Origin of the sequence: Paraburkholderia sp. SOS3 (assembly GCF_001922345.1) — a bacterium.
GTDB lineage: Bacteria > Pseudomonadota > Gammaproteobacteria > Burkholderiales > Burkholderiaceae > Paraburkholderia.
In genome coordinates, this window is the sequence record NZ_CP018812.1 from 2,688,200 (window position 1) to 2,699,798 (window position 11,599).

The 11,599-nt window shown below is 60.6% G+C and carries 10 protein-coding genes; 8 read left to right on the forward strand and 2 right to left on the reverse strand.

Features of this window, described 5'->3' with window-relative positions; genetic code table 11:
* The first annotated feature begins 244 nt into the window (after window positions 1-244).
* The 4 genes from BTO02_RS31995 (at window position 245) to BTO02_RS32010 (ending at window position 4,603) form a co-directional block, all read left to right on the forward strand.
* On the forward strand, window positions 245-1,030 hold the full coding sequence (locus BTO02_RS31995) for a TetR/AcrR family transcriptional regulator (RefSeq protein WP_075160972.1): 786 nt from the start codon (window positions 245-247) through the stop codon (window positions 1,028-1,030).
* 145 nt (window positions 1,031-1,175) lie between these two features.
* Window positions 1,176-1,391 carry a hypothetical protein gene (locus BTO02_RS35330; protein WP_075160973.1) on the forward strand — a complete coding sequence of 72 codons (216 nt, stop codon included), beginning with the start codon at window positions 1,176-1,178 and terminating at the stop codon, window positions 1,389-1,391.
* A 411-nt stretch (window positions 1,392-1,802) separates the two neighbouring features.
* Window positions 1,803-3,137: a glutamine synthetase family protein gene (locus BTO02_RS32005; RefSeq protein WP_075160974.1), complete on the forward strand. Its 1,335-nt coding sequence runs from the start codon at window positions 1,803-1,805 to the stop codon at window positions 3,135-3,137.
* A gap of 92 nt (window positions 3,138-3,229) precedes the next feature.
* Complete coding sequence (locus BTO02_RS32010; RefSeq protein WP_232243697.1) at window positions 3,230-4,603, forward strand: aspartate aminotransferase family protein; 1,374 nt, start codon at window positions 3,230-3,232, stop codon at window positions 4,601-4,603.
* A 7-nt stretch (window positions 4,604-4,610) separates the two neighbouring features.
* Here BTO02_RS32010 and BTO02_RS32015 read toward each other — a convergent pair whose 3' ends face one another.
* Window positions 4,611-4,826 carry a hypothetical protein gene (locus tag BTO02_RS32015; protein WP_075160976.1) on the reverse strand — a complete coding sequence of 72 codons (216 nt, stop codon included), beginning with the start codon at window positions 4,824-4,826 and terminating at the stop codon, window positions 4,611-4,613.
* Between the two features lie 41 nt (window positions 4,827-4,867).
* Between BTO02_RS32015 and BTO02_RS32020 the strand changes: the two genes are divergently transcribed.
* The 3 genes from BTO02_RS32020 (at window position 4,868) to BTO02_RS32030 (ending at window position 8,642) form a co-directional block, all read left to right on the forward strand.
* Window positions 4,868-6,172 carry an NAD(P)/FAD-dependent oxidoreductase gene (locus BTO02_RS32020; RefSeq protein WP_075160977.1) on the forward strand — a complete coding sequence of 435 codons (1,305 nt, stop codon included), beginning with the start codon at window positions 4,868-4,870 and terminating at the stop codon, window positions 6,170-6,172.
* 162 nt (window positions 6,173-6,334) lie between these two features.
* Window positions 6,335-7,618, forward strand: a complete 1,284-nt coding sequence (locus tag BTO02_RS32025) for a cytochrome P450 (protein ID WP_232243604.1) — start codon at window positions 6,335-6,337, stop codon at window positions 7,616-7,618.
* 10 nt (window positions 7,619-7,628) lie between these two features.
* Window positions 7,629-8,642 carry a DUF2891 domain-containing protein gene (locus tag BTO02_RS32030; protein WP_075160978.1) on the forward strand — a complete coding sequence of 338 codons (1,014 nt, stop codon included), beginning with the start codon at window positions 7,629-7,631 and terminating at the stop codon, window positions 8,640-8,642.
* On the opposite strand, the gene BTO02_RS32035 is transcribed toward BTO02_RS32030, so the two are convergent.
* Window positions 8,643-10,070, reverse strand: a complete 1,428-nt coding sequence (locus BTO02_RS32035) for a tetratricopeptide repeat protein (RefSeq protein ID WP_075160979.1) — start codon at window positions 10,068-10,070, stop codon at window positions 8,643-8,645.
* Between the two features lie 301 nt (window positions 10,071-10,371).
* Here BTO02_RS32035 and BTO02_RS32040 point away from each other — a divergent pair, with 301 nt between their 5' ends.
* Window positions 10,372-11,232 carry an alpha/beta fold hydrolase gene (locus BTO02_RS32040; RefSeq protein ID WP_075160980.1) on the forward strand — a complete coding sequence of 287 codons (861 nt, stop codon included), beginning with the start codon at window positions 10,372-10,374 and terminating at the stop codon, window positions 11,230-11,232.
* The last annotated feature ends 367 nt before the right edge of the window (window positions 11,233-11,599 follow it).

An 11,599-nucleotide genomic window follows, 5' to 3' on the forward strand; every position in this document is an offset into this window, starting at 1 on the left:
ATTGCAGTAGCGCGAATTTTCTGAGCCAGGCTCAAGATTTTCCGCGACCGACGAACACGGTTTGCCGCTACAAGGTACCATCGAAAACACCGTTACAGTGCGCATTTCACGCCAGATTTACGTAAGCGTCAATAGGTATTTCTGAGCGAAGCTCATAAAACGGCAAGCGTACTGAAGCCTTACGTGCCATGCTAGTATCGACTGGCGCCGGACCATCCGGCACTGAAATCTGAATTGGGCTCATATGATGCGCGTAACAAGGGACGAGACACCGGCCTCACGCCGGCAGCCGGCGGGACGCAAGTCGCAGCAGCGTGTGAAGGAAATTCTGGAAGCCGGCCGCGACGTGTTCTCCGAGAAAGGATACGAGCGGGCGACCACGGCGGAGATCGCGCATCGTCTCGGCGTTTCCGAAGCCACCGTATTCAGCTATTTCCGCGGCAAGCGCGAGTTGTGCGCACGCGTGATCGGAGACTGGTACGACGAAATCATCGAGGCGATCGAAGCAGGCCTGCCGCGCGACGGCGGCGTACGTCAGCAGTTCGCGTTCATCGTGCGCACCCACTTGCGGCTCATGCTCGTCAACGGCACCGGCCTGTGTTCGCTCGTGCTGTCCGAAGGGCGCACGCAGCAGCATGAGCTGAGCGAGGCGCTAACGGGACTGCACCGGCGCTATACCGCACCGCTGATGCGCGTGCTCGCACAGGGGCAGGCCACGGGCCAGGTGCGCGCCGACATGCCGCTGCGCCTGTTGCGCTCGCTCGTGTTCGGGCCGATGGAGCATGTGCTGTGGGAGGCGACGCTCGCCAATCGCCGCTCCGATATCGATGCAACCGCGGACCGGCTCATCGACGTCCTGTGGTCCGCGCTACAACCGCCCGACGTCTCGCGCGCAGCGCTTGCGCAATTTCGCCATGACGTAAGCGAGGCGACGCGCCGGCTCGAACAGGCGGAAGCCGCGCTGCGGGAAACAGCACCCACACGCGAGACGCGACGTTCGCGCAAGGACAACGGCAGCCGCGGTGCATGAAAGCCGCACATTTTCGTTGCGATGCACGTGTCATGTACACACCTTGAAAGGAATTGACACGCTTTCTGGCTCGTATATCCTGATTATGTAAGGCCATCTTTTTAACGTCGCCAGATCGAGTGTCATCGTGAGAATCCGAGGCCCTTTGGTAAGGTGGAACCGTCGTCAGCCCGCGAGGTGTCTTCGCGCTGACACCAACGCCGACGGTATCGGTAGCGGCATGCACGCACTACTTGCATTGCGCCGCTTCCTGCCCGTCTTCGCCATTCTTTCCCGCCGTTCGGTCAGACGCCACAACGTCGTCTGCGCACGCGCCTTCGTCGCCATTCATTCGGACGGCGTCGCGTCCCTGCTGCCCTAGCGCCTCTTCCGGCGTTCCCTTTTTCGCTACCGCTCTGTTTCGCCTTGTCTGTGCACGCGTTTGCGTCGCCCAGCGGCGCGATTGCGCGCGTGCCGACATTGCTATCAACGCTAAGCGCGCGTGCGTTCGTCGACGCGCGCCTCATGTGGCACGCCGCCATGCGCGGCGCGTAGCCTGGCTATTCGCATCGCGTAGTGCGATGCGCTGACCGCGGTTGCACCAAAGAACGCTATTCATACGCGTTCTCTCATCTCTCCCGACACGTTATGTTCGGCCATTAGTCATGCAAACAAAACCATTGATCGGCGTCATCGCCGACAGAACGACGATCTGAGCAAAGCCTTCCAATCCAGGGACGTGCGCGCTGGCGGACAACACTTACGCAGTGGCGAGCCCACAGAGAGAACAATCATGTACGACATCGATGAATTTCTGAAGAAGCATCACATCACCGAGATCGAAGCCATCATTCCGGATATGGCCGGTATCGCGCGCGGCAAGATCATTCCGCGCAGCAAGTTCGAATCCGGCGAATCGATGCGCCTGCCGCAGGCCGTCATGGTGCAGACCGTAACGGGCGATTACCCGTCGGACGGCAGCCTGACCGGCGTGACCGATCCGGACATGGTATGCGTGCCCGATGCATCGACGATCCGCATCATCCCGTGGGCCGTCGATCCGACCGCGCAGGTCATCCACGATTGCGTGCATTTCGACGGCACACCTGTTGAAATCTCGCCGCGCCGTGTCTTGCGGCGCGTGCTCGATCTCTATCGGGAGAAGGGCTGGAAGCCGATCGTCGCGCCCGAACTCGAGTTCTATCTCGTCGATATGAACAAGGACCCGGACCTGCCGCTTCAGCCGCCCATCGGCCGCACCGGTCGCGCCGAAACAGGGAGGCAGGCGTATTCGATCGAAGCGGTCAATGAATTCGACCCGCTTTTCGAAGACATCTACGAATACTGCGACGTTCAGGAACTCGAAGTAGACACGCTGATTCACGAAGTGGGTGCCGCGCAGATGGAAATCAACTTCCTGCATGGCGACCCGCTCAACCTGGCGGACCGTGTGTTTCTGTTCAAGCGCACCGTGCGTGAAGCGGCATTGCGTCATCAGATGTACGCGACCTTCATGGCGAAGCCGATGGAGGGCGAACCGGGTTCGGCCATGCACGTGCATCAAAGTCTCGTCGACTGCCATAGCGGCGAAAACCTGTTTACCGGCCACGACGGCGAGCCCACCGCCCTCTTCCACGGGTATCTTGCGGGCCTCCAGAAGTACACGCCTGCGTTGATGCCGATCTTCGCGCCGTACATCAACTCGTACCGGCGGCTGTCGCGTTTCATGGCGGCGCCGATCAACGTGCAATGGGGCTACGACAACCGCACGGTCGGTTTTCGCATTCCGCATTCGGGGCCTGGCGCGCGGCGCATCGAGAACCGGATTCCGGGCGTCGACTGCAATCCGTACCTGGCGATTGCCGGCACGCTCGCGGCCGGCTACCTCGGCATGACGCAGTATCTGCGTCCGACCGAGCCGCTGTCGAGCGACGGTTATCAGATGCCGTATCAACTGCCGCGCAATCTCGAAGAGGGCCTCACGCTGATGTCGGCATGCACGCCGCTGGCCGAAACGCTCGGAGAGCGCTTCGTCAAGGCCTACCTGACACTGAAGGAAACCGAATACGAAGCGTTCTTTCGCGTGATCAGCTCGTGGGAACGCAGGCATCTGCTGCTGCATGTCTAACCATACCGGAGCCGACCATGAGTTTTACGACAGAAGCAAGCCTCTATGCGACGCAAACGCCGGCGACACATGACGAACCGCAAGTCGAAGCAATGCGGCATACACGCAGCACCGCCGAGTACCGTACGCTTGACGCTGCACATCACATCCATCCGTTCTCCGACATGGGAACGCTGAATCGCACCGGCAGCCGCGTGATAGTGAAAGCGGAAGGGGTTTACCTGTGGGATTCCGATGGAAACCGGATTATCGACGGGATGGCAGGTCTCTGGTGCGTGAATGTCGGCTATGGCCGAAAGGAACTCGCTGACGCGGCCTATCGGCAGATTCGCGAACTATCGTTTTACAACACTTTCTTCAAGACCACGCATCCGCCCGTGATCGAGCTGTCGGCGCTGCTTGCCGAATTGACGCCTGCGCCGTTCAATCACTTCTTTTATTGCAACAGCGGCTCCGAGGCCAACGACACGATGCTGCGAATCGCGCATCGATATTGGGCGGCGCTCGGCAAACCCGGCAAGAAGTATGTGATTGCACGCACGAACGGTTACCACGGCTCGACAATCGCGGGCGGCACATTGGGCGGCATGGACTATATGCACGAGCAGATGCCGTCGCCAGTGCCGCATATCGTGCATATCGATCAGCCGTACTTCTTCGGCGAAGCGGCGACCGACATCACGCCTGACGCGTTCGGCCTCAATCGCGCCCGGCAACTCGAAACAAAAATTCTGGAGCTCGGGGCACAGAACGTTGCCGCATTTATCGGTGAGCCTTTCCAGGGAGCAGGTGGGGTGATTTTTCCGCCGTCGAGCTATTGGCCTGAAATTGAGCGCATTTGTCGAAAGTACGATGTGCTGCTCGTCGCCGATGAAGTGATCGGCGGATTCGGGCGCACCGGCGAATGGTTCGCGCATCAGCACTTTTGCTTCGAACCCGATCTGATTACGCTAGCGAAAGGAATGACAAGCGGGTATGTGCCGATGGGCGCGGTCGGCTTGCACGACCGTATCGCAGGAGCACTGATCGAGAACGGCGAATTCAATCACGGGATGACCTATTCGGGCCATCCGGTCGCTGCCGCCGTCGCGATCGCCAATCTCACGTTGTTGCGCGACGAAGGCATTGTCGAGCGTGTCAGGCATGAAACGGGGCCGTATTTTCAGGCGCTGTTGCGCGAGACCTTTGCGGGGCATCCGATTGTCGGCGAGGTGGTCGGTACCGGGCTCGTTGCCGGCGTGCAACTCGCGAGGGAACCCGCTGCGCGCCGCCGCTTCGAAAATGGCGCGGAGGTTGGCACGGTGTGCCGCGATTTCTGCTTCAACGACAATCTGATCATGCGCGCGACAGGAGACCGGATGTTGCTGTCGCCGCCGCTCGTTATCACGAAGAATGAGATCGACGAGATCGTGGAGAAGGCAAAGCGTGCGATCGATGCGACCGCGCGACAGGCAGGATGCCATTGATTTCACATTAGTACGTGAAGAGGTTCAAGCTAGCCAGTTCGTCTTCAACCGATCGCAAATCCATACAGGCATAGTTGTATTTCGCGACGTAGCTGAATGTCCGCAAGTGCAATGCGCCGATCCGGCGGCGCCGCATCGACATTGAATCAGTCATGCGTTTTGCGAGGTAGTGATCGGGAATGGAAGCGGGATGACGGTAGAATCTCGGGCTGGTCACCAGCATATCCGCCTGCCTCCCGATACGCAATCGCCAACACGTTTTCGATGCCCGCTACCCTCGATCGCCGCGCCGACGCACTTATCCAGAACTCGTACTACGAGGCCAACGTCCTGCGCCCCGCTACCGACGACCCGATCCTCGAAGGCACGCTCGAAGCCGACGTCTGCGTGATAGGCGCGGGGTTCTCGGGCTTGTCCGTCGCGCTCGAGTGCCGCGCACGCGGCCTGTCTGTCATCGTGCTCGACGCACACCGGCCTGGCTGGGGTGCGTCGGGACGCAACGGCGGACAGATGCTGGTCGGTTTCGCCAAAGACGATGTGATCGAACAAGCGCTCGGCGCCGACGGTGCGCGCGCCGCCTGGTCTCTTTCCGTGGCCGGCGTCGCACTGGTGCGCGAGCGGATCGAGCGTTATGGGATCGACTGCGATCTCACGCAGGGTTACCTGACCGTCGCCACCAGGGAAAAGCGCATCGAGGAACTTCGCGCATGGATGGGTGCGGCCGCGACCCGCTGGGGCTATCCGCATCTGAAATGGATCGAGCGCGATGCGATTCGCTCGCGCGTCGCGTCCGACCGCTACCTGGCGGGCGTTTACGATCCATTTTCCGGACATTTGCACCCGCTCAAATATTGTCTCGGCCTCGCTGACGCAGCGCGCAAGGAAGGGGCGCGACTTTTTGCGCATTCGCCTGTAGTCGAAGTGATACGCGGCGCGCAACCGGTTGTACGCACAACGAGCGGCGAAGTGCGCTGCCGGTTCGTTGCCGCATGTGGCAACGCGACGCTCGGCAACGTGCTGCCTGCGGCAATCGCAGCACGCATCGCACCCATCGCGTCATATATCGTTGCGACCGAACCACTCGAAGAAGCGCGTGCGGATGCGCTCATAGCCGGACGCGCCGCAGTTTGCGATAACAACTTTTTTCTCGACTACTTTCGCGTGTCCGCGGACCACCGCTTGCTATTCGGCGGCCGCGCAACATCGACAAGCATGGCGCCTGCACAGATCACCGAGGCGATTCGCAAGCGGATGCTCGCGGTTTTCCCCCAACTCGCCAATGTGCGCATCGAATATGCATGGGGCGGTTTCGTCGACGTGACGCGCAATCGCGCGCCGGACTTCGGTGCGATCGATCCGAACTATTTCTACCTGCAAGGCTTCGCAGGCCACGGCGTTGCGCTGACGGGGATCGCGGGACGCGTGATAGCCCAGGCGATCGCGCAAGACCGCACGGCGCTCGACCTCTTCGCGAAGATACGGCACGCGCGCTTTCCTGGCGGCCCCGCGTTGCGCGCCCCCGCGCTCGAACTCGGCATGCTGTATCACCGCATTCGCGAGTTGTTTTAGGAATGCGGCACGCTGAATTCCGATAGTGACGGATTAAGCATTACTCAAATCACGGCAGCAAAAAGACGAGAAGGCCGCCGGAGAAGCGACAACGCATCACGAATCGCGCAGGCTTGCTGGAATAACGTCGATCGCATGACTGTTCCTGTTTACGGAGTGGCATTGTCTGCGTTTCTCGATGAGGAGCGGCGCACGGTGCCCGTCGTCGGTTTTCGTCTATCCGTCTACAGGAGCCATGCGATGCAATTCAGCGATTTTTCGAACGCTGCGTTCTTCAACAATCCTTATCCGCTCTATGATGAGATGCGCGCCGCCGGGCCTCTTGTGAAACTCTCCGCGGGGCTATATGTGACCGGACGCTATTCAGTCGTGCACGATTTGCTGTTCGATCGGCGCTTTGGCAAAGGTATCGAGGCCAGCGTGAAGGCGCGATACGGAAACGCAGCGGTCGACGAGCCGATCTTTCGGATGGCGCGCCACATGCTGGCCGGCCTCAACCCGCCAACCCATACGCGGCTGCGCGCACTGGTGATGAAATCCTTTACGGCTCGCCAGCTGGAACGCTTTCGCCTCGCCTCGCATGAAATTTCGCATCGTCTTGCCGATGCGTTGATCGCCAGCGATCAACCGGACATCATCCGCGATTTTGCGTTTCCGCTGCCCGCGCAGATCATTTGCACGATCATGAATGTGCCGTTGGAAGATGCGCCGATGTTAAAGCGGCTAAGCGACGATGCATCCAGCGTGCTCGATGTCAATGTCATGAACGCAGAGCAGCTGCGCAAAGCGAACGAATCCGTGCTCGAACTGCAGCGGTATTTCACCGCGCTATTCGAGGCGCGCAGGCGCAATCCGGGCGACGACCTCATATCGCAAATGGTGGCCGCCGAAGAAGAGGGCGAGGTGATGACGAACGAGGAGCTTGTTGCGAATGTTCTGCTTCTGTTTGTGGCCGGTCATGAAACCACGACGAACATCATTGGCAACTCACTGGTTTCCTTGCATCGGCATCCGGAGCAACTCATCCTCGCCAGGTCCAATCCGGCGATCCTGCCCAATGTCATCATGGAGTGCATGCGCCATGAAACGTCGGTGCAGTCGACCATGCGGGTCGCTCTCGAAGATGCGGAGGTCGCGGGCGTTCAGGTCGCACGCGGCGACGTGGTGTTCGTCTGGCTCGGCGCGGCGCACCGCGATCCCGAGAAATTCGCCGAGCCCGACAGACTGAAGATCGACCGGTCGTTCAAGGATGTCAAAATACTGAGCTTCGGCGGCGGCCTGCACTTTTGCCTGGGCGCGCGGCTCGCAACGATGGAAATCGAAGCCGCGCTGGGCACGCTGTTTTCGCGGCTGCCGGATATGCGCATCACCAACCTCGACGATCTGCGCTGGCACAAGCGCTCGCAACTTCGCGGCGTCGAGTCTTTGCAGATAGCCCGCTCCTGATAAAGCTCTCATGGCCACCCAGCTCACTGCCGCCGTCGCATCGAAATTCGCGAATCTCGCGCTCGACCACCTGACGCGCGAGTATCCGAACCAGCTGACCCATCGGCTCGCGGGCCCGCATGATGTGCAAAGCCCGCGATCACTGCATCCGATCTTCTACGGCAGCTTCGACTGGCATTCGTGCGTACACGGGTACTGGCTCGTGCTGCGCCTTGTCGACCGCTTTCCCGATTTGCCCGAAGCCGCACGCATCGTTGAACTGGTCGACGCGCATTTCACCAACGCGAACGTGGCCGGCGAGCGCGCGTATCTGGACTTGCCCCATAATCGCGGCTTCGAGCGTCCGTACGGCTGGGCGTGGATGCTTGCGCTCGCGGCACAGGTCGAGGCATTGAAGCTACCGCAGGCCGCGCGTTGGGCACAAGCGATCGCCCCGCTCGCGAATGCGTTCGTCGAACGCTTCGAGGAATTTCTTCCGAAGTCGACTTATCCGCTCCGTGTCGGTACGCACTTCAATACCGCGTTTGCGCTAACGCACGCGCTCGATTTCGCGCGTGCGTCTTCGTCGCGCAGATCGCTCGAAACGCTGATCGTCGATACCGCGAGACGCTGGTATCTGAACGATGCGGGCTGTCAGGCGTGGGAGCCGTCCGGCGACGAATTTCTGTCGCCGTCGTTGATGGAAGCGGAATTGATGCGCCGCGTGCTCGCGCCCGCCGAGTTCGATGGCTGGTTCAGGCGCTTTCTGCCCGCGCTTGCGTCACGCGAGCCCGCCACGCTGTTCGCGCCTGCGGCGGTGTCCGATCGCAGCGACGGCAAGATCGCGCATCTCGACGGACTCAACCTCAGCCGCGCATGGTGCCAACGCTCGCTTGCACGCGCGTTGCCCGAAAGCGATGCGCGGCGCGCGGCGCTGCTCGAAGCCGCCGAGCATCATCTGCAAGACGCGCTCGGGCATGTGGCCGGCGACTACATGGGCGAGCACTGGCTTGCGACATTCGCAACGCTCGCACTCGAAGCGTAGTCAACCGGCGTTGGCGGCGCGCGGGCTCACGCCCTCGTCCTCGTTTTGAGCCTTGGGCGAAGCGATGCGGCCAAGCATCGCGTGAAATGCGCGTTTGATCCGCTCGACGCTTGCCGTCTTGTAGGGAAATGACTCGTTGTCGCCGTGCGCCAGCATGCAGGCGTTCACCTCGAACACGACGACCGCGCCTTGCGCATCGAGCGCGCAATCGATGCCAAAGTAGTCGAGCCCGATCGTCTCGCCGATCGCACGCAGCGCGGCATACTGCGTTTCGCCAAATACGCTCGCGGGATTTTCGAGGAAGGTCCGCTCCTCTTCCTGCATCCACGGCGTGCGCGCCATAGCGGTCGTAGCGTGGTGCACTTTCCACTGGTCGCCGATGGCGAGGTGGTACGGCAGGATTTCGCCGTCGACGTAGAAAAAGCGGTACTTGCGGTAATGTCCGTCCGGCGATCGGTAATCCACGAACGGTGTCAGATAGTAGTCGCAACTGTCGCCGTGCCGTTCGACGAACGCACGCACTTGCCACATCAGATGCGCCAGTTCGAAGTCGTTGCCGCCGTGCGTGCCGGCGCGCCGCAAGAGCAACGGAAACGTCCAAGGAAACGCCGCTTCGTCGGCGATCAGCGCGCGCAGTTCGGCGGTGGTGTACAAGCGCGTTTGCGGCACGATGCATCCCGGCGTATCGGCAATCAGCTTCGCAATCGATTCGCGTCCCGTGTACGCAATCCGTCGCGGATGATTGACGACGGGCTTACCGATCTGCTCGACGAACTGTTCCGCCAACGCGAGCATCGGGCCGCATTGATCGACATCGGCGATCAGATTCACCACCACATCGCCGCTATTGCGCAAGACTTCGTTGTCGTATTTGAAGTCTTGCAGCAGGTTCAGCACGTTGCTCTCGAACGGCGCACCTTCGACGAGATACGAAAATGGCGTATTGCCGCGCCCGGGCGCGAAAACGAACAGCACGCTGAACGGCGACGGCTTGACCGCCGACGGCACGTTGACAAGCAGCTTGTGCTCGAGTGCGCGACGGTAATGCGCATCGGCCTCCTCGTTCAGATGCAGCGACTGCTCGAAGTTCGCAACGAGGTGCAGCGTTTCAGGGTCGTTCGGCTGCTTTTCGAGGATGCTTCTGAAATGCTCGAGCGCACGCCGAGGACGCCCGGCGCTGGCGTGCGCAAACCCAAGCTCACGATGCACAGGCACGCATTCGTCGGGATCCTCCGCAAGCATCGGCATCAACCAGCCTATCGCCGCGTCATGCCGGTTCGTCCGGTTCAACACCTCGGCCAGACCGAAGCGGGCGCTCCAGTGCGTGGGTGCGCTCTTGATTACTTCGAGGTACAGATTTTCAGCGAGATCGAGACGACCTTCGCGATGATGGGTAAACGCGCTTTGCAGCACACTGTTGATGGACATGGAGGGGAGCGCGTGAGGTAGTCATGCGGCGCGTGGTTCTCGCCGCGCGCACGAAACATAGCAGAGCTTCGCGCATCATGGGGACGTTTGAATGCGACGCGTAAGGTTCCATTTTTTACGCCGAAACAATTGAAAGCTGGAACGCGGTGCGCAAGCGCCTGAACGGCTGGAGGAATTTTCGCGTGCAGCGATTGTTATGTCGATGAAACCCCTCGACGCACGCGCTATGCCGCATCGTATGCAAGGCTAGTCATCGGGCGCCCATCAACATGCAAACCCTCACGCTCCGCCTCCCCATAACATGCCTACCGATAAACCATCATTCCTGCTGATTCACGGCGCCTGGCACGGCGCTTCCACATGGCGTCATCTGGCTCCGCTGCTCGAAGCGCGCGGCCATATCGTGCGCGCGTACGACCTGCCCGGCGCGGGCGCGCACGCGAAGCAGCCGGCGTCGTATCTGCGGCAGCCACGCGATAACGAAACGTTCGCGGCCGAACCGACCTTGAATACAGGAATATCGCAGGACGACCGTACGCAGGCCGCGATTGGATGGATCGAGGACATGCATCGGCAAACGGCCTTGCCCGTGATTCCGGTCGGCCATTCGCTCGGCGGAGTGACGGTTACCGGCGTTGCACAAGCGCGTCCCGAACTCGTGCATGCGGCAGTCTATCTGGCCGCATACCTGGTGCCGCCCGGCCAGGTGCCCGCAAAGATTCGCGCACATCCAACCATGAACAACTCGCTGATCGGCTTGTTGAGCAGAAGCGATCCGTTAAAGACCGGTGCGTCACGCATCGATCCGCGCAGTCCGGACCCCGCATATCGCGATTTACTCAGGTACGCCTTCTACGGCGACATCGACGACGCGGCACTCGACGACGAACTTTCGCTGCTGCATTGCGACGAGCCGGTAAGCGCGCTTGTTGCGCCATCCGAAATGACGCGCGAACGCTTCGGCAGTGTGCCGCGGCACTACATCCGAACGGCCAGCGATGCGTCGATGATGCCCATTGCACAAGACCATTTGATCTCGGCTGTCGACGTGGCAATGGGCAATGCAACCATCGTTCATACGCTATCGTCCGGCCATTCGCCGCACGTGACGCAGCCCGCCGCGCTGGCCGCATTGCTGTGCGCGATCGCGGCGGACGTCTAGCGCCTCGCGCAAGCCTGTGCGGCGCCGCACCAACACCTACAAATAAAAAACTTTACATTACGTTTTACTTTCATCTATAAAGGTAACGCATGTCGCGAACCCGCTTTGTCTCGCCGCATGTCCTCGCCCGCCGACGCTTGTCCGGCGGGCTTTTTTTTGCCTGACACGCGCCATTCATGCGCTGCCTTCATTTTCCTTTCGTTCGACGAATCGCCTGGTGAAAACCCCGCCAATCCTTTCTCTTGACTTACTTGATATATCACATACTGTATCGACTTATGGCCGGCCCTAAAACTGCCTTTCACCAGGCTTGAGTCAGGTTGGCGGCGACACAGCCCGGTCGTCTCCTTCCCCACGTACATAAATC